Here is a 16,492-nt window from a genome sequence, read left to right as displayed (position 1 = left end):
TCCTGGCAGTGGGGCGGCGGCTGGTTGTCCGAGATGGGCTTCTATGACTTCGCAGGTTCTACGATCGTTCACGCAGCTGGTGGTTTCGCGGCTCTGGCAGGTGCGATCATACTGGGTGCCCGTATCGGCAAGTACAAGGACGGCAAAGTTGTTCCAATGCCGGGGTCAAACCTTGCTCTGGCAACACTGGGTACTTTCATCCTGTGGCTGGGTTGGTTCGGCTTCAATGGTGGCTCTCAGCTTGCTGCGGGTACTGTTGGCGATATCACAGACGTGGGCCGTATCTTTGCGAACACCAACATGGCCGCTGCTGCGGGTGCTGTTGCCGCGCTGATCTTGTCCCAAGTGCTGTACAAGAAGCCTGACTTGACGATGGTCCTGAACGGTGCGCTTGCCGGTCTGGTCTCGATCACAGCCAGTCCGCTTGAGCCGACACTCTTCGGCGCGCTCTGGATCGGTGCGGTCGGTGGTCTGATTGTTGTCTTCGCAGTTCCTATGCTGGACAAGTTCAAGATCGACGACGTCGTGGGCGCAATTCCAGTGCACTTGATTGCAGGCTTCTGGGGCACCATGGTTGTGCCAGTCTATGCTGACGCAAGCTTTGGTACACAGTTCATCGGGTTCGTCGCAATCGGTGGCTTCACCTTTGTGTTCAGCCTCGTCGTCTGGACAATCCTCAAAGGGATCGTCGGAATCCGTGTCTCGGAAGAATCTGAAATCAACGGTTTGGACGTGTCCGAACTGGGCATGGAAGCATACCCTGAATTCTCAAAAGGCTGAAATCCTCCCTTCAGCTTTTGAAAACAGCCCGGGCGTTCGCGCCCGGGTTTTTTTATGGGGTGGGTGGATTGAACTCTGCCTTGCGCAGTTCAGAGGTAATTTCTTCGAACAAATCTATATATCATGCAAGAAAATCCCATCCTTGACCATTAAGGCGTTCAATTCTGCGATCAACTTGCGCGTCCTTCGCTGATATCTTCTTCATAACCCGAATCTTTCCCTTCCGGAGCCTCAACATGATCCAGACACCCTATCTATTGTTCCTCGGCGATGCCCCCGATCAACTCGCAGCAAAGGTTGCGCAAGGCATCAAGGACTGGCGTCCGGAGAATGCTTTGGGCCAGTACCGGATGCCGGGCTGTGGCGCGGATCTGGGGATTGCAGATCTTACTTTGGAGGAGGCCAAGGCGGCCGGCGTCAAGACGCTTGTGATAGGTGTGGCCAACCGTGGCGGCTATATTTCCAAAGCCTGGAAAGAGGTGCTGGTCACAGCCCTCAAGATGGGTTTTGACATTGCGTCTGGCTTACACAACCTGTTGCGGGACGAGGATGAGCTGGTTGCGGCCGCCCGCGTGAATGGTCGCTCATTATTTGATGTCCGTATTCCCTCGGTCGCTTACCCGATTGCCAATGGCAAAAAACGGACCGGCAAACGCTGCCTTGCGGTTGGCACCGATTGTTCAGTGGGCAAAATGTACACAGGCCTTGCCATGGATGCGGAAATGCAAAAGCGCGGCATGAAATCCACTTTCCGCCCCACCGGCCAGACCGGTATTCTCATCACCGGCGGTGGCGTCCCCTTGGATGCGGTGATCGCGGATTTCATGGCGGGTGCTGTTGAATATCTGACCCCGGACAATGACCCTGATCATTGGGATCATATCGAGGGGCAGGGCAGCCTGTTTCACGTTTCCTACTCTGGCGTCACTATGGCGCTGATCCACGGTGGCCAACCCGATGCCATGATCCTTGCCCATGAACCTACCCGCAAACATATGCGTGGTTTGCCGGATTATGCTTTGCCAAGTCTTGAGGCTTTGCGCGATACAGCCCTGCCGCTCGCCCGCATTGCGAACCCAGCGTGCCAGATTGTCGGCGTCTCGGTGAACACGCAGCATTTGGCTGAAGACGCGGCGCTGGCCTATATGGCCGAGGTCGAAGCCCGCATGGGGCTTCCCACGGTTGATACGTTCCGCCAAGGTGCCGCACGGCTTGTGGACGCACTGGAAGGTCTTTGAGACTTTTATGCCTCCGGCGGGGATATTTGAGCTCGAAAGAAGGACAGGCATGAAGATTGAAGTAACGCAGGATATCTTTCGCCTTGCGCAGGTGTTTACCATCAGTCGCGGATCGCGGACGCAGGCAGAGGTCCTGACTGTTGCTGTTGAAGAGGACAGTGTTCGCGGCGCCGGCGAGTGCGTGCCCTATGCCCGCTATGGCGAGACTTTGCAGAGCGTGACCGCGCAGATTGAAGGCTTTTCAGGCCGATGGTCGGATTTGCCTCTGGCGATGCCTGCCGGTGCCGCACGCAACGCACTTGATTGCGCATTTTGGGATCATGCGGCCAAGGCGGCGGGCAAGCGCGTCTGGGATCTGCTTGGGTTGCCTGCCCCTTTGCCGGAAATCACCGCCTATACCTTGTCCTTGGACACCCCAGAGGCGATGCAACAGCAGGCCGCAAGGAATGCCCATCGTCCGCTGCTCAAGATCAAGCTGGGCACCCCTGATGACATGGTCCGGTTGGAAGCTGTCCGTCGTGGTGCCCCCGATGCGCGCATCATCGTGGATGCCAATGAAGGCTGGACCGCAGAGGTCTATGCCGATCTTGCCCCCCATCTGATCCGGCTGGGCGTGCAGATGGTCGAGCAGCCCTTGCCGGCCGGTCAGGATGACATGCTGGCCGAGATTGCGCGGCCATTGCCCGTCTGTGCCGACGAAAGCTGCCATGATCGCGCCAGCCTGCCAGCCCTGCGCGGCAAATACGATCTGGTGAACATCAAGCTGGACAAGACCGGCGGACTGACCGAGGCGCTGGCGCTCAAACAACAGGCGCTCGCAGAAGGTTATGGTGTGATGGTCGGCTGCATGGTCGGGTCGTCGCTGGCGATGGCCCCCGCCACCATCCTTGCGCAGGGCGTGGCTTTCACAGACCTTGACGGGCCGCTCTTATTGGCCGAAGACCGGAATGTTCCTTTGGAATATGATGAAAAAGGCGTGCACCCGCCCGCCGCTGCACTTTGGGGATGACCATGCGCACAGTCTATGTCAACGGCGAGTACCTGCCTGAAAACGAAGCCAAAATCTCGATCTTTGATCGTGGGTTCTTGATGGCGGACGGAGTATACGAGGTGACTTCGGTGCTGGATGGCAAGCTGATTGATTTCGCAGGCCACGCAAAGCGGTTGGAGCGGTCCTTGAACGAATTGGATATGCCACATCCTGCAGTCTTGCCCGATCTATTGGAGGTGCACCGTGAATTGGTCCGCCTGAACGGTATCGAAGAGGGAATGATTTATTTGCAGATTACCCGCGGTGCCCCCGGCGATCGCGATTTCGTCTTCCCTGATCCCGAAACGACGACACCGACTGTCGTGCTCTTTACCCAGAACAAGCCGGGGTTGGCCGATAGCCCTGCGGCCAAGAAGGGCATCAAGGTTATCTCTATCGAAGACCAGCGTTGGGCGCGGCGAGACATCAAGACCGTGCAACTTCTCTTCCCGTCGATGGGCAAGATGATGGCCAAGGCCGCCGGTGTCGATGATGCATGGATGGTCGAGGATGGGGCGGTGACGGAGGGCACGTCCAACAACGCCTATATCGTCAAGGGCAACACGATCATTACGCGGCACCTTGGCCATGAGATCCTGCACGGGATCACCCGCGCGGCGGTCTTGCGGTTTGCCCGCGAGGCGCAGATGCAGGTGGAAGAGCGCAGCTTTACCATCGCAGAGGCACAAGAGGCCGATGAGGCGTTTATTACTTCGGCCAGTACATTCGTGATGCCGGTGGTGGAGGTTGACGGGGTCGCTGTCGGCGCAGGTGTGCCGGGGCCAGTGGCGGCTCGGTTGCGCGAGATTTATCTTGAGGAAAGCCGCAAGGTCGCCGTGTAAAAAAGAACGAGCCAAGATGTTGGCCGCGCTACCTGTGCGCCTCGTCCTGCAACTCTTTCGCCCGCTCGGGGCCGATTCCAAGCACCTCTTCGATCTCGTGTAGCAACCGGTCTTCGACTTCTTTGTTGACCCCATCCGCATAGACGACACGCCAAAGGGCCAGCAATGTGGCCTCTTTTTCGGCGGTGCTGATCGCATGTTCGAGGATCGCGGTGATTTTGGCTGTCTCCGGAATGGCTTTTTCCAGTAATTCACATTCAGCACGCATTTTGGCGGCTTGCACCGGGTTCAGCCCGTGGCGTTCGCGCAAGACCTTGTCGATTTGGGCGATTTCCTCGACCAGATAAGTATTGTCGGCCTTGGCCGCGCGGACCAATAAAGCGCCCAAGGCATGTTGGGCATCCGCTTCTGGCAAGGGCGTATGATAGCTGGCAGGATTTCCGAAAAAGGCTGTCAGTCGTTCAAGCATGGCATCCTATCCGTGGCTGTCTTTGAAGGCTGCTTTGGCCTCTGGTGACGCGTCAGTCTGGTATTTTGCTTTCCATTGGTCAAAAGGCATCCCGTAGAACGCCTCGCGGCCTTCGTCTTTGGTCATTTCAATCCCGCGTTCGTTCGCAGCTTCTTGATACCAGCGCGACAGGCAGTTCCGGCAGAACCCAGCCAAATTCATCATGTCGATGTTTTGCGCGTCGGGCCGGTCTTCCATCAGGTGCTTTTGCAAGCGGCGAAAGGCGGCAGCTTCGAGTTCAATACGGGTTTGGTCGTCCATGGTCTGTCCTTTCAAAGGCCGGATTGGGCCAATACGTCTGCCAAGAGCGGGGCCAATCGGCTGGCCCATAGGATTTGCCCTGCTTCATCTTCAATCAGGTCTTGGCGTATTTCAATGAGCAGGTTGGGGCGTCCGTGTTGCAGGGCATGCCTGTCTACCGCATCTCCGGGCAGATGCCCAGCATAGGGCTGGTTATCCCCTGTACACCAGCCTTGGGCGCGGCAAGCCGCCATAAACGGCAGGGCAAGACGTGCATCATCAGCGTAAAGCACTCCGATCTCCCAAGGGCGCGGGGCGCGTCCTTGCAGGCGCGGCGTAAAGCTATGCACCGCACAGATCACAGGATTCGCGATCTTGTTGGCCAGATCGGCATAGGCGGCGTGGTAAGGACGGTAGAGCCTGCGCAGCCGCTCTTCCTTTTCGGCCTCATCCGCATTGCGGTTGGCGGGGATGATCGTCCCGTCGTAAAGCCGCATCATGATGGTGGGATCATCTTCGCCGCGGTTCGGGTCGCAAACCAGCCTTGAAAAGCGCGACAGGATCGCAGGACAGTCCAAAGCCTGTGCGAGATGGCGCGTCACACCCGCTGCCCCGATGTCATAGGCGATGTGGCGCGCCATTTCGGCCGCCGGAAGCCCAAGGTCGCCACCATGTACCCAATCAGGCACGAGATTTGTTGCGTGATCGCAACTCACAAGCCACCGCCCTGGCCTGTTGGCACCTATGATTTCAAATGGTTGGTCAGTCATTGCCTGTCATTCCTCTGTCACTGCATTTAGGCTAGTTGTGAAGAGAATGGAATTGCGCAATAAGGGCACAACGCAGGCTGTTACCGCTAACGGCACCGATGGACGAAGGATATGATATGAGACGTCACCGCAATGTGAAAATCGTGGCCACACTTGGCCCGGCATCAAATGACTACGAGATGATCCGGGCCCTTCATGAGGCCGGAGCGGACGTCTTTCGTTTGAACATGTCGCATGGTGATCATTCGGAGATACGCGCGCGGCACGCTATGATCCGTCAGGTCGAAAAAGACCTGGATAGCCCCATTTCAATCCTTGCCGACCTACAAGGCCCAAAGCTGCGGGTTGGCGTCTTTGCCAGTGGCGAAGAAGAGCTCGTCCCCGGTGCCGATTTCCGTCTGGATCTGGATGACGCAGAAGGCGATGCGACCCGCGTGCGCCTGCCCCACAAAGAGATTTTTGACGCGCTGGAGCCCGGCGCGCATTTGCTGATCAACGACGGCAAGATCAAATTGCGCGTGAAAGACTGTGGCGCGGATTTTGCCAATTGCGAGGTGATCGTCGGTGGCACAATCTCGAACCGCAAGGGTGTGAATGTACCGGATGTGGTTTTGCCGCTCGCGGCCCTGTCTGACAAAGACCGCAAAGACCTTGAATTTGTGTGTGAATTGGGTGTGGACTGGTTGGCTTTGTCCTTCGTGCAGCGTCCGGCGGACGTCGAAGAGGCGCGCATCCTCGCAAGAGGCCGGGCGGCAATTCTGTCAAAGATTGAAAAGCCGAATGCAGTAAAGGTGTTCGACGACATCCTCGCAGTCTCTGATGGCATCATGGTCGCCCGAGGTGATCTGGGCGTGGAACTTCCTGTGCAGAATGTGCCTCCGATTCAAAAGCGGTTGGTGCGCAAGTGCCGTGCGGCTGCAAAGCCGGTGATTGTTGCCACACAGATGCTGGAGTCCATGATCGATTCTCCAATGCCGACGCGGGCCGAAGTCTCTGACGTGGCGACAGCGATATATGAAGGTGCCGATGCGATCATGTTGTCGGCGGAATCGGCGGCTGGATCCTATCCAATCGAAGCCGTGACCACGATGAGCAACGTGGCCTATGAAGTTGAAACCGATCCAACCTATACCGAGATCATCGAAGCCTCGCGCAGGGCAGACGGCAAGACCGTTGCGGACGGAATCGTATCTGCCGCTCGCGAAATCGCCGAAACGACTGACGTCAAGGCAATCTGCTGTTTCTCGCAATCCGGCACAACCGCGCTGTTGGTTGCGCGTGAACGGCCACGCGTGCCGATCATCGCCCTGACCAACCAAATCTCGACCGCACGCAGGCTTTGCCTGTCTTGGGGAACGAATTGCGTCATGACGGGGCAAGTGGACCGGTTCAAGGATGCCGTGATCGCGGCTGTACGTGCTGCCATCGCGCAAGGCCTTGCCACTGAAAAGGACATGATTGTCGTGACTGCGGGCGTACCGTTCAATACGCCCGGTTCCACAAACATCCTGCGGGTCGCCCCCTGTGAAGAGCGTTTGATTTATGCCTCTGATCCAGAGTAGGTTTCGGGCGGGGCGTAAGGGCAAGGCTTATAGGATATGGATTTCGATCTGATTTTCGTCATTGGGGTGGCGCTTGCCGCTTTTGCTGTACCATCTTTGGTCAGCGCATATGCGGATCGTCGCTGGCCCAAGCAGGCGGCACTGATGCTGATCATTGGCGGCGGTGCAGTGGCTTATGCGATGCAGGAAAATCCAGGCGTCTACAGTGTTGCCACGATCGACGAGGTGATTGTCGGGGTTCTGGGGCGATACGTGAACTAAGCCCCTTGCGTCTATAGCGGATGCGTCCTATACGGCGCGTCTTAACCCGCGCGTCCGGCCAAGATGGCATGCCGAGTCGCGCGTTTCGACCGACTTGAACAGGAGACGGAAATGCCGAAGATGAAGACCAAATCGAGCTGCAAAAAGCGGTTCAAAGTGACGGCCACTGGCCGCATCCTTGCGGGCCAAGCTGGCAAGCGCCACGGGATGATCAAGCGCACCAACAAATTCCTCCGCAATGCTCGTGGTACAACCACATTGAGCAAGCAAGACGAGGGTATCATCAAACCGATGATGCCTTACGCACGTTAATTAGAGGGAATTGAGATATGCGCGTTAAAGGTGGAACCGTCACGCACCGTCGTCACAAAAAAGTACTCGACGCTGCCAAAGGTTATTATGATCGCCGCTCCAAGACCTTCAAGGTCGCGGCACAAGCGGTCGACAAAGCCAACCAATATGCAACCCGTGACCGCCACAACCGCAAGCGCAATTTCCGCGCGTTGTGGATCCAGCGGATCAACGCAGGTGTGCGTTCGGTTGATGAGACACTGAACTACTCCAAGTTCATCAACGGCCTGATGCTGGCCGGTATCGAAGTGGACCGCAAGGTTCTGGCCGATCTGGCCGTGAACGAGCCTGATGCATTTGCAGCAGTTGTCGGCAAGGCAAAAGCAGCACTGCCAGCGTAACCTACGCAAGATGTGATTTTCGAAAGGCCGCCCTATGGGGGCGGCCTTTTGCATGTGTGTAACGTCCATCCTTTGCCACAAACCAACGACTGCTGTGCTGGGCCCTTTGTTGCATAACCAGCCCAAAAGGGCGCATCACGAGTCCCCGTATAAAATCAGATCTCGGTACTGGCGCCAGACCAACCCGAAATGGCGCCGCATTATCGATGCCACCGGAAGGGGAGCAACCAGCTACTGCCGGCTCCGAAAACCCCCATGCCAAGCCGCCCCAAAAGGCAGCCAGGTTGCCAGCGCTGTGTTTCAAAAATAGGCTTTTGAAAATAAGATGTGGAAATCGAAGCCGCCTCGTGCATTTGACTGCTGTCTCAACGGCGGCGCACATTCGGATGTGCAGCCCTCGAAGGCCTCGGGGTCTGGGTGTTATCCTGCGAAATTAACACGCACAGCGACATTGCGCTGGCTTGCGGGCGCGCCCATTCTACCAAAAATCCCAGCACGTTTCCTGAACGAATCAACATACTTATGTCTTGGCCAGTCCGACAGTCAGCGCACCCGTTGCGTGACCTCTGACTTTTGCGAGCCAAGAAACGGAATTGCCGGGATTGATCGCCAATAGAGGCTATCAAAGCGTTTTCCATTGTCCTACCAATTCAAGTGTAACGGACTACCAAAACCAGAAGGCACACCGCCATGACCGGTACCGCCGGCAAGACCACAAGACGTAGCGGCGGTCGGGCCCAACGCATCATCAAACGTGCGGCCAAGCCGATGATTGATCCATGTCCGCCGGGTCAGGTTGGCGGGTCCTTTCGGCCACTGACAGAGCCGGACTTGCGTGCGATCTACAAGACCGCGCTTCGGCTTTTGTCTGAGCTGGGCATGGGCGCTGTTCCCGCGCGGCTGCGGCAGGACCTGATCGGCGCAGGTGCAAGCGAAACCGGCAATGGTCGCGTCACATTTCCAGCCGCTCTTGTTGAGGATGCGATCGCAAAGGCCACAAAAAAGTTCACATTGCACGGTCGGGATGACAATCGTTCCATCGAGGTCGGTGGTAGCAAAGTCTACTTTGGTACGGGCGGGGCGGCGGTTCAAACGCTTGATCTTGATCGTAGGATCTACCGCCCTTCGACCCTTGCCGATCTTCATGATTTCACGCGGTTGCAGGATACGCTGGCCAATGTGAGTTGGTTTACGCGCTGTTGTGTCGCCACCGATGTCCCGGGCAATTTCGATCTGGACGTGAATACGGCCTATGCATTGGTCCGCAACACAACAAAGCCCACGGCAACCTCGTTTACACTGGCCGAACATATAGAGCCCATCGTTACGCTGCTTGATATCGCAGCAGGCGGCGCAGGTGCATTCTCAAGACGTCCGTTTATGAAGGCGCATATCAGTCCCGTGATTTCGCCGATGCGGTATGGGGAAGACGCGGTCGACGTCGTCTATGAATGCATCAGGCATAACATCCCGATGTCGTGTATCACGGCCGCCCAAGCCGGCGCGACAGCCCCCGCGACGATGGCGGGTTTTCTGACGCAGTCTTTGGCGGAAACACTCGCCAGTTTGGTAATGGTCCATGCGATTAAACCGGGGTTCCCGATGATTTTTTCCAACTGGCCATTGGTCGTTGACCTCCGCACGGGTTCATTTTCTGGCGGGAGCGGAGAAAGCGCCTTGCTCAACGCCGCCTCTGCCCAGTTGTCAAACTGGCTCGGGCTGCCATCCGGTGTGGCCTGTTCCATGACCGATGCCAAGGCAATCGATGCGCAATACGGGGCAGAGAAGGGCTTAAGTTCTCTGGCCGCGGCCTTGGCCGGTGGCAATTTGATTTATGAAAGCTCAGGCATGACCGCTTCCTTGCTCGGTGCAAGTTTCGAGGCTTTCATCCTCGACGACGAGATGCACTCGCATACGTATCGCATCCTGCGGGGGATCGAAGTGACCGAAGATAACCTTGGTTTCGATGCGATCAACGAGGCTGTTCTTGGCCCGGGCCATTTTCTGGGTGGCGAGCACACAATCGCAGCGATGGAACGTGACTATTTTTACCCCTCGCTTGCTGATCGTGATGAACCGCGCACGTGGGCCGAAAACGGGGCGAAAGACGCATGGACCGTAGCGCGCGAACGTGCGCGGCAGATTTTGGCAGACCATCATCCGCAATATCTTTCGACAGCCCAAGACGCGACGATCCGTGAGCAGTTCAATATCCTTTGAAGCCTGCTGCTGTGAAAGGTGTTTTGCGCGATCCGACACCACGGTGGAATGGGTAGTCCGGCTTGCCCACAATGATCCGTGCAGCTTGCAACCATGCGCCCATTTCGCTAACTCCGCGGGGACGATTGCGAGAGGCGGCCGATGGACGATCTGAAACAAAAATACCTGACCCTGATTGCGAATGCAGCCGAAGAGGCCGCGATCGAGGATTTGCGTGTGCAAGCTCTGGGCAAGAAGGGCGAGATTAGCCTGCAAATGCGCGAGCTAGGCAAGATGAGCCCCGAAGAACGCCAGACCGCCGGCCCCGCGCTCAATGCTCTGAAAGACGAGATCAACAGCGCATTGGCCGCCAAAAAGATGGCGCTCTCTGATGCCGCCCTTGATGCGCGTCTGCGTGGCGAATGGCTGGATGTGACCTTGCCCGCCCGCGAGCGTCGCCAAGGGACGATCCACCCGATTTCCCAGGTTACCGAAGAGGTCACAGCGATTTTCGCCGACATGGGTTTCCGCGTCGCTGAAGGCCCGCAGATCGAAAGCGACTGGTATAATTTCGACGCGCTGAATATCCCCGGCCACCACCCCGCGCGGGCCGAGATGGACACCTTCTATACGCACCGTGCGCAGGGTGATAACCGTCCGCCCCATGTACTGCGCACCCACACCAGCCCGGTGCAGATCCGCAGCATGGAGGCCAGCGGCGCCCCCACGCGCATCATCTGCCCCGGTCGCGTGTACCGCGCCGACTATGACCAGACCCACACGCCGATGTTCCATCAGGTCGAAGGCTTGGCCATCGACAAAGACATCAGCATGGCCAACCTGAAATGGGTGCTGGAAGAATTCGTGAAATCCTATTTCGAGGTCGATAACGTCGATATCCGCTTCCGCGCGTCCCACTTTCCGTTCACCGAACCTTCGGCAGAGGTCGATATCCGCTGTTCATGGGAAGGCGGCACGCTGAAAGTGGGCGAGGGCGACGACTGGCTGGAAATTCTGGGGTCCGGCATGGTGCACCCCAAGGTGCTGCAAGCGGCAGGCGTGGACCCGACCCAGTGGCAAGGCTTTGCCTTCGGCATGGGCATCGACCGGATCGCGATGCTGAAATACGGGATACCGGATTTGCGGGCGTTTTTTGACAGCGATCTGCGCTGGCTAAGGCACTACGGGTTCGCGGCGCTGGACGTGCCGACGCTGCATGGTGGATTAAGTAGGTAGCCAAAAGCCCCGCCCGGCATCGCCGGGCAGCGCCCGGACCTCCCCCATGGGGAGGGCGCTTTTGCAACGCTGCAATCTGAACTACCGTTGCGGCTTAATTGACCGCATTGCGAAATACGACCGTCATTGCGCCCACCCCAAGGTCCGGGCGCTGCCCTGATGTTGTGAATGGCATCTAGGTGGCGAAAGAGATAGTTTGGCGAAACCCACCCCAAGAGGCACCCCAATGACCGACGACACCGAAGACCTGCAAGACACTTACCCCGGCGCGGGTACGTTTCGTTTTGGCGACAGCCCCGAGCTTTGCCAGTACCTGATCGGGCTGGTCCGTAAGGGCAAGAAGCGGGCGACCTGTGCTGCGCTGTCTGACTTCGCGGATGAGCCAGAATCGATGCCTGTTGTAGGCCGTTGTGATATCGCGGCGAACTGGGATGGCACGCCCGCCTTGGTGATCCGCACCACGAAGGTCGAAAAAATCCGCTATTGCGACGTGACCGAAGAGATGGCCTTGGCCGAGGGCGAGAACGACAGCCTCTTGGGCTGGCGCAAAGACCACAAAGCCTATTTCAAGCGCAATGGCGGGTTTGACCCTGAAATGATGCTGCTTTTCGAACATTTTGTGGTGGTCGAAGATCTGGCAGGCCGCGAACTTTGATTTCCACCGCAGGCCCGATGCGCTAAACTCGCCAGATGATGCGGATTTACGTTACCTTTCTGGTTCTCTTTATCGTGCTTGGCCATATCGCCATGTGGACCTCTGACATGCCGCGCGAACTGGCGCTGAAACTGACTTTGATTAATGCGGCCGGATGGGGGGTCATCCTCTTGCCTGCATGGGGTGTCGCCAAATGGGCCGCAGCGCATCAGCCGCGCAAGTGACCGCGCCTCTTTCCCCTGCCTTTGTAATCCGCTAAGCCCTCTCCAACCCGTTAGAACCGCAGGACCGGACCTATGAAATTCACGCTCTCTTGGCTCAAGCATCACCTTGAAACAGACGCTTCGGTGGATGATATCGCCTATGCGCTGACCGACCTTGGGCTTGAGGTCGAAGGCATTGAGAACCCCGCCGCGCGACTGGCTGACTTCACCATCGGATACGTCGAGTCTGCGGAAAAGCACCCCGATGCGGACAAGCTGCGCGTCTGTCAGGTGCAAACCAAGGACGGGCTGACCCAGATTATCTGTGGCGCACCCAATGCCCGTGCAGGCATCACCGTCGTGATTGCAAGCCCCGGCACCTATGTGCCCGGCATTGATACGACCATCGGCGTGGGCAAAATCCGTGGCATCGAAAGCCACGGCATGATGTGTTCCGAGCGCGAGATGGAGCTGTCGGAAGAACATGACGGGATTATCGAACTGCCTTCGGGTGAGGTCGGCCAAAGCTTTACCGATTGGCTGGCGGTCAATGCGCCCGACAAGGTCGATCCGGTGATCGAGATCGCGATTACCCCCAACCGCCCCGATGCGCTGGGCGTGCGTGGTGTGGCGCGCGATCTGGCGGCGCGCGGCTTGGGCACGCTGAAACCGGTCACGGTCGACCCTGTGCCAGCCAGTTTCACTGCCGACCTGAAAGTGTCTATTGCTGATGATACGCGCGATGGATGCCCGATTTTCTGTGGTCGTTTGATCCGTGGTGTCAAAAACGGCCCCAGCCCCGACTGGCTGCAAACACAGTTGCGCGCCATCGGCCTGCGCCCGATCAGCTTTCTGGTCGATGTGACCAACTGGTTCACCTATGACCTGAACCGCCCTTTGCACGTCTTTGATGCCGATAAGGTCAAAGGCAATCTGCGGGTGCATCGCGCAGCGGGTGGCGAGACGATCACGGCGCTGGACGACAAGACCTATACTTTGCAGGCCGGACAAATGGTGATTTCCGACGATGAAGGCCCCGAAAGCATCGCCGGTGTTATGGGCGGTGCTGTAACTGGCTGTTCTGATGAAACCGTAAACGTCTTTGTCGAAAGCGCCTATTGGGATCCGGTCCAGATCGCCTATACCGGCCGCGCCCTGAAGATCAATTCTGACGCGCGCTACCGGTTCGAGCGGGGCGTTGACCCTGCCTTTACCCCCGAAGGACTGGAACACGCGGTGCGGATGATCGTGGATCATGCGGGCGGGGAAGTGTCGGAACTGATTCAGGCGGGCGAGGTGCCTGATATGTCGCGCGCCTACAAGCTGGATGCCAAGCGGGTGATTTCGCTGGTCGGCATGGATATTCCGGAATCGACACAGCGCACGACGCTGACCGCACTCGGCTTCACCATGAAAGGCGACATGGCGCATGTCCCCTCGTGGCGTCCCGATGTGCAGGGCGAGGCTGATCTGGTCGAGGAGGTTGCGCGCATCGCATCGCTCACCAAGCTGAAGGGCAAGCCGTTGCCGCGCACCGATGCTGGCGTGCCAAAGCCGATTTTGACCCCCAGCCAGTCGCGCCAGCAAGCAGCACGCCGGATGGCTGCGGCTTTGGGGTACAACGAATGTGTGACTTACAGCTTTATTGATGCCGAAGCGGCTACGCTCTTTGGCGGTGGCGATGACGCGACCATGCTGGAAAACCCCATCAGTTCGGAGATGTCGCATATGCGTCCGAACCTGTTGCCGGGCTTGCTGCGGGCTGCGGCCCGCAATCAGGCGCGGGGCTTCATGGATATGGCCTTGTTCGAGGTCGGTGCCGGCTTCCACGGTGGCGAACCGGGCGAGCAGCATATGCTGGTTACTGGCGTCCTGATCGGGCGCACCGGGCCGAAAGACGTGCATGGCACGTCGCGCGCTGTTGATCTTTATGATGCCAAAGCTGATGCCGAGGCTGTTTTGGCCGCGATCGGCGCACCGGCCAAGGTGCAAATCCTGCGCGGCGCGTCAGAGTGGTGGCACCCGGGGCGGCATGGCAAAATTTGCCTTGGTCCCAAAAAGGTGCTGGGCATTTTCGGCGAATTGCACCCCAAGGTGCTGCGCGAGATGGATATCAAAGGGCCGGCGGTCGCCTTTACGATCTGGCCGGATGAAATTCCGACGCCCAAGAACAAGACCGCAACGCGCGCCGCCCTCACATCCACCGATTTGCAGGCGGTGGAGCGCGATTTCGCCTTTGTTGTCGATACGCAGGTCGAGGCGCTGACGCTGGTCAATGCGGCGGCAGGTGCGGATAAGGCATTGATTACCGATGTCCGCGTCTTTGACGAATTCATCGGTGGATCATTGGGCGAGGGCAAGAAATCCCTTGCCCTAACGGTGCGTTTGCAGCCGACTGAATCGACGCTCAAAGATACTGACATCGAAGCCGTGAGTGCCAAGATCATCGAGAAAGTAACAAAGGCCACAGGTGGCACCCTGCGCGGCTGATCTCAAAGGCATTGCTGAAAGGAACTGACATGTTGACCGTTTATCTCTCTGGCGAAATTCACACCGACTGGCGTGATCAGATCACAGCAGGGGCGGTCGGTATGGATGTGACATTCACCGGCCCTGTGACAGATCATGCCGCGTCTGATGATTGCGGCGTGGCGATCATGGGGGCGGAGCCAGACAAGTTCTGGCATGACAACAAAGGCGCCAATCTTAATGCGATCCGCACGCGGCATGGTATCCAGAATGCCGATATCGTGGTTGTCCGCTTTGGTGAGAAATACAAGCAGTGGAACGCCGCTTTCGACGCGGGCTATGCTGCCGCCTTGGGCAAGTCACTGATCGTGATGCATGGCCCAGAGCATCAGCATCCGCTGAAAGAGGTGGATGCCGCGGCCCTTGCCGTTGTGCAAGAGCCGCAGCAAGTTGTCGATATTCTGGCCTATGTCCTCAACGGGACCTTGCCGACAAGCACCTAGGGTTACCCAGCCGGGGACGGGTCTGGAATGCGCTTGCCCTTTTCAACCGCAGGGCGGGCAAAAAATCGCTCAACATAGGACGGGACATTCTTGAGGTCGTGGTAACCCACGGCATCTTTGGTCCCATAAAATTCCAGCGCATTGATCCAGGGCGCAATCGCCATATCGGCGATGGAATAGTCACCGGCGATCCAGTCTTGCCCCTCAAGTGCTTTGTCCACAACGGCCAGCAACCGGATCGCCTCGTTGCGGTAGCGTTCGCGAGGGCGCGGGTCTTCGATTTGTGATCCGGCGAACTTGTAGAAGAAACCCATTTGGCCCAACATCGGCCCAAGGCCACCCATCTGGAACATCAGCCATTGCGTGACCTTGGCCTTTTCAGCAGCGTTTGATCCCAGAAATTGCCCTGACTTTTCAGCTAGATAAAGCAGGATCGCCCCGCTCTCGAAAATCCCGACCGGACCATCAGGACCATTGGGATCGACGATGGCGGGAATCTTGTTGTTTGGGTTGAGTGAAAGAAACTCCGGACTTTTGACGTCCGCATCTTGCAGCGTGACAAGGTGAGGTTCATAGGCCAACCCCATCTCTTCCAGCGCGATAGACACCTTGACGCCGTTCGGCGTGGGATAGGAATACAATTGGATCACCGAAGGGTCTTTGGGGGCCCAGCGTTGCGTGATCGGAAAACCGGATAAGTCAGTCATCGGGTGCAGCTCCATTGCGACATGCGTACCCCTAGAGTGAGGGGGAAATCCGGTGAATAAAACCCGTGCTTCTGTTGGTTAATGCCGCTACTCATGTGCGCATCCGCGCAGTGGGTTGATAAGTCCACGCGCGAGCCAACAACATGTGGGGACATATACATGATTAAAGAATTCAAAGATTTTATCGCCAAAGGCAACGTCATGGACCTTGCCGTGGGTATCATCATCGGTGCTGCTTTTACTGCCATCGTTTCCAGCCTTGTCGGCGATCTGATCAACCCGATCATCGGACTGGTCCTGGGTGGCGTCGATTTCACCTCGATGTATGTTGTTCTGTCGGGTGAGGTTCCTGCGGGGATTGGTCTTGATGCTGCCCGCGAAGCCGGTGCTGCGATCTTTGCATATGGCGCGTTCATAACGGCCTGCATCAACTTCCTGATTATCGCCTTTGTGGTGTTCATGCTTGTCAAAGCCGTGAACAAGCTTAAGTCAGCGGCCGAAAAGCCTGATGAGGCAGCGCCAGAAGAGGCGGCAGGTCCATCCGAGCTGGATGTCCTGCTCGAAATTCGTGATGCGCTGAAGAAGTAAGTTTCGTCC

Annotated in this window: 18 protein-coding genes and 1 pseudogene; 15 read left to right on the top strand and 4 right to left on the bottom strand. The window is 57.6% G+C overall.

The genetic code is table 11. The features are described 5' to 3' along the window. The 4 genes and pseudogenes from NWQ23_RS11050 to NWQ23_RS11035 form a co-directional block, all read left to right on the top strand. Positions 1-780: pseudogene (locus NWQ23_RS11050) on the top strand (ammonium transporter); the annotation flags it as partial. Between the two features lie 236 nt (positions 781-1,016). Further along, on the top strand, positions 1,017-2,018 hold the full coding sequence (gene dgcN / locus NWQ23_RS11045; RefSeq protein WP_306166409.1) for an N-acetyltransferase DgcN: 1,002 nt from the start codon (positions 1,017-1,019) through the stop codon (positions 2,016-2,018). Positions 2,019-2,067: 49 nt separating this feature from the next. Continuing rightward, positions 2,068-3,027 (top strand): N-acetyl-D-Glu racemase DgcA, encoded by a 960-nt coding sequence (gene dgcA, locus NWQ23_RS11040; RefSeq protein WP_306166408.1) that lies wholly within the window; start codon positions 2,068-2,070, stop codon positions 3,025-3,027. Then, entirely contained in the window at positions 3,024-3,890 is an 867-nt protein-coding gene (locus NWQ23_RS11035) for a D-amino-acid transaminase (RefSeq protein WP_306166407.1), read from the top strand. The genes dgcA and NWQ23_RS11035 overlap by 4 nt, the downstream gene beginning before the upstream one ends. A gap of 28 nt (positions 3,891-3,918) precedes the next feature. Here NWQ23_RS11035 and NWQ23_RS11030 read toward each other — a convergent pair whose 3' ends face one another. Genes NWQ23_RS11030 through NWQ23_RS11020 form a run of 3 tightly spaced genes read right to left on the bottom strand, consistent with a single transcriptional unit; the run spans position 3,919 to position 5,408 of the window. Continuing rightward, on the bottom strand, positions 3,919-4,359 hold the full coding sequence (locus tag NWQ23_RS11030; RefSeq protein WP_306166406.1) for a TerB family tellurite resistance protein: 441 nt from the start codon (positions 4,357-4,359) through the stop codon (positions 3,919-3,921). Positions 4,360-4,365: 6 nt separating this feature from the next. After that, the gene (locus NWQ23_RS11025) at positions 4,366-4,659 is read right to left on the bottom strand and encodes a DUF1244 domain-containing protein (RefSeq protein WP_306166405.1); all 294 of its coding nucleotides are present in this window, start codon (positions 4,657-4,659) and stop codon (positions 4,366-4,368) included. A gap of 11 nt (positions 4,660-4,670) precedes the next feature. Continuing rightward, on the bottom strand, positions 4,671-5,408 hold the full coding sequence (locus NWQ23_RS11020) for an N-formylglutamate amidohydrolase (RefSeq protein ID WP_306166404.1): 738 nt from the start codon (positions 5,406-5,408) through the stop codon (positions 4,671-4,673). 116 nt (positions 5,409-5,524) lie between these two features. Between NWQ23_RS11020 and pyk the strand changes: the two genes are divergently transcribed. The 10 genes from pyk (at position 5,525) to NWQ23_RS10970 (ending at position 15,188) form a co-directional block, all read left to right on the top strand. Beyond that, positions 5,525-6,970, top strand: coding sequence for a pyruvate kinase (gene pyk, locus NWQ23_RS11015; RefSeq protein WP_306166403.1), 1,446 nt, complete (start codon positions 5,525-5,527; stop codon positions 6,968-6,970). Between the two features lie 36 nt (positions 6,971-7,006). Next, a complete protein-coding gene (locus NWQ23_RS11010; RefSeq protein WP_306166402.1) occupies positions 7,007-7,231 on the top strand; it encodes a hypothetical protein in 225 nt (74 codons plus the stop codon). A 111-nt stretch (positions 7,232-7,342) separates the two neighbouring features. After that, the gene (rpmI, locus tag NWQ23_RS11005) at positions 7,343-7,543 is read left to right on the top strand and encodes a 50S ribosomal protein L35 (protein ID WP_055686928.1); all 201 of its coding nucleotides are present in this window, start codon (positions 7,343-7,345) and stop codon (positions 7,541-7,543) included. 17 nt (positions 7,544-7,560) lie between these two features. Next, on the top strand, positions 7,561-7,923 hold the full coding sequence (rplT, locus tag NWQ23_RS11000) for a 50S ribosomal protein L20 (RefSeq protein ID WP_306166401.1): 363 nt from the start codon (positions 7,561-7,563) through the stop codon (positions 7,921-7,923). Between the two features lie 690 nt (positions 7,924-8,613). Beyond that, complete coding sequence (locus NWQ23_RS10995; protein WP_306166400.1) at positions 8,614-10,143, top strand: trimethylamine methyltransferase family protein; 1,530 nt, start codon at positions 8,614-8,616, stop codon at positions 10,141-10,143. Positions 10,144-10,284: 141 nt separating this feature from the next. Then, positions 10,285-11,358, top strand: coding sequence for a phenylalanine--tRNA ligase subunit alpha (gene pheS, locus NWQ23_RS10990; RefSeq protein ID WP_306166399.1), 1,074 nt, complete (start codon positions 10,285-10,287; stop codon positions 11,356-11,358). Positions 11,359-11,584: 226 nt separating this feature from the next. Continuing rightward, on the top strand, positions 11,585-12,013 hold the full coding sequence (locus tag NWQ23_RS10985; protein WP_306166398.1) for an ASCH domain-containing protein: 429 nt from the start codon (positions 11,585-11,587) through the stop codon (positions 12,011-12,013). A 35-nt stretch (positions 12,014-12,048) separates the two neighbouring features. After that, positions 12,049-12,237, top strand: a complete 189-nt coding sequence (locus tag NWQ23_RS10980) for a phenylalanyl-tRNA synthetase subunit beta (RefSeq protein WP_306166397.1) — start codon at positions 12,049-12,051, stop codon at positions 12,235-12,237. A 72-nt stretch (positions 12,238-12,309) separates the two neighbouring features. Continuing rightward, positions 12,310-14,706, top strand: a complete 2,397-nt coding sequence (gene pheT / locus NWQ23_RS10975; RefSeq protein ID WP_306166396.1) for a phenylalanine--tRNA ligase subunit beta — start codon at positions 12,310-12,312, stop codon at positions 14,704-14,706. Positions 14,707-14,735: 29 nt separating this feature from the next. Then, positions 14,736-15,188, top strand: a complete 453-nt coding sequence (locus tag NWQ23_RS10970) for a YtoQ family protein (RefSeq protein ID WP_306166395.1) — start codon at positions 14,736-14,738, stop codon at positions 15,186-15,188. A gap of 2 nt (positions 15,189-15,190) precedes the next feature. Here the strand turns inward: NWQ23_RS10970 and NWQ23_RS10965 are convergent, their stop codons facing one another. After that, complete coding sequence (locus NWQ23_RS10965; protein WP_306166394.1) at positions 15,191-15,895, bottom strand: glutathione S-transferase family protein; 705 nt, start codon at positions 15,893-15,895, stop codon at positions 15,191-15,193. 159 nt (positions 15,896-16,054) lie between these two features. On the opposite strand from NWQ23_RS10965, the gene mscL reads away from it, so the two are divergent. Beyond that, positions 16,055-16,483, top strand: a complete 429-nt coding sequence (gene mscL / locus NWQ23_RS10960) for a large conductance mechanosensitive channel protein MscL (RefSeq protein ID WP_306166393.1) — start codon at positions 16,055-16,057, stop codon at positions 16,481-16,483. The last annotated feature ends 9 nt before the right edge of the window (positions 16,484-16,492 follow it).

The sequence above is a fragment of the Yoonia sp. genome, assembly GCF_030731595.1.
GTDB lineage: Bacteria > Pseudomonadota > Alphaproteobacteria > Rhodobacterales > Rhodobacteraceae > Yoonia.
The sequence above is the reverse complement of the archived record's forward strand: the minus strand, read 5'-3'. Positions and strand labels throughout refer to the sequence as shown.

What these genes read in the sequence shown, in the direction of transcription:
- mscL (WP_306166393.1), top strand. Translation starts at nt 16,055, where the DNA reads ATGATTAAAGAATTCAAAGATTTTATCGCCAAAGGCAACGTCATGGAC.
- NWQ23_RS11010 (WP_306166402.1), top strand. Translation starts at nt 7,007, where the DNA reads ATGGATTTCGATCTGATTTTCGTCATTGGGGTGGCGCTTGCCGCTTTT.
- pheS (WP_306166399.1), top strand. Translation starts at nt 10,285, where the DNA reads ATGGACGATCTGAAACAAAAATACCTGACCCTGATTGCGAATGCAGCC.
- NWQ23_RS11025 (WP_306166405.1), bottom strand. Translation starts at nt 4,659, where the DNA reads ATGGACGACCAAACCCGTATTGAACTCGAAGCTGCCGCCTTTCGCCGC.
- dgcA (WP_306166408.1), top strand. Translation starts at nt 2,068, where the DNA reads ATGAAGATTGAAGTAACGCAGGATATCTTTCGCCTTGCGCAGGTGTTT.
- dgcN (WP_306166409.1), top strand. Translation starts at nt 1,017, where the DNA reads ATGATCCAGACACCCTATCTATTGTTCCTCGGCGATGCCCCCGATCAA.
- NWQ23_RS11020 (WP_306166404.1), bottom strand. Translation starts at nt 5,408, where the DNA reads ATGACTGACCAACCATTTGAAATCATAGGTGCCAACAGGCCAGGGCGG.
- NWQ23_RS10980 (WP_306166397.1), top strand. Translation starts at nt 12,049, where the DNA reads ATGATGCGGATTTACGTTACCTTTCTGGTTCTCTTTATCGTGCTTGGC.
- pheT (WP_306166396.1), top strand. Translation starts at nt 12,310, where the DNA reads ATGAAATTCACGCTCTCTTGGCTCAAGCATCACCTTGAAACAGACGCT.
- NWQ23_RS11030 (WP_306166406.1), bottom strand. Translation starts at nt 4,359, where the DNA reads ATGCTTGAACGACTGACAGCCTTTTTCGGAAATCCTGCCAGCTATCAT.
- pyk (WP_306166403.1), top strand. Translation starts at nt 5,525, where the DNA reads ATGAGACGTCACCGCAATGTGAAAATCGTGGCCACACTTGGCCCGGCA.
- rpmI (WP_055686928.1), top strand. Translation starts at nt 7,343, where the DNA reads ATGCCGAAGATGAAGACCAAATCGAGCTGCAAAAAGCGGTTCAAAGTG.
- rplT (WP_306166401.1), top strand. Translation starts at nt 7,561, where the DNA reads ATGCGCGTTAAAGGTGGAACCGTCACGCACCGTCGTCACAAAAAAGTA.
- NWQ23_RS10965 (WP_306166394.1), bottom strand. Translation starts at nt 15,895, where the DNA reads ATGACTGACTTATCCGGTTTTCCGATCACGCAACGCTGGGCCCCCAAA.
- NWQ23_RS10985 (WP_306166398.1), top strand. Translation starts at nt 11,585, where the DNA reads ATGACCGACGACACCGAAGACCTGCAAGACACTTACCCCGGCGCGGGT.
- NWQ23_RS11035 (WP_306166407.1), top strand. Translation starts at nt 3,024, where the DNA reads ATGACCATGCGCACAGTCTATGTCAACGGCGAGTACCTGCCTGAAAAC.
- NWQ23_RS10970 (WP_306166395.1), top strand. Translation starts at nt 14,736, where the DNA reads ATGTTGACCGTTTATCTCTCTGGCGAAATTCACACCGACTGGCGTGAT.
- NWQ23_RS10995 (WP_306166400.1), top strand. Translation starts at nt 8,614, where the DNA reads ATGACCGGTACCGCCGGCAAGACCACAAGACGTAGCGGCGGTCGGGCC.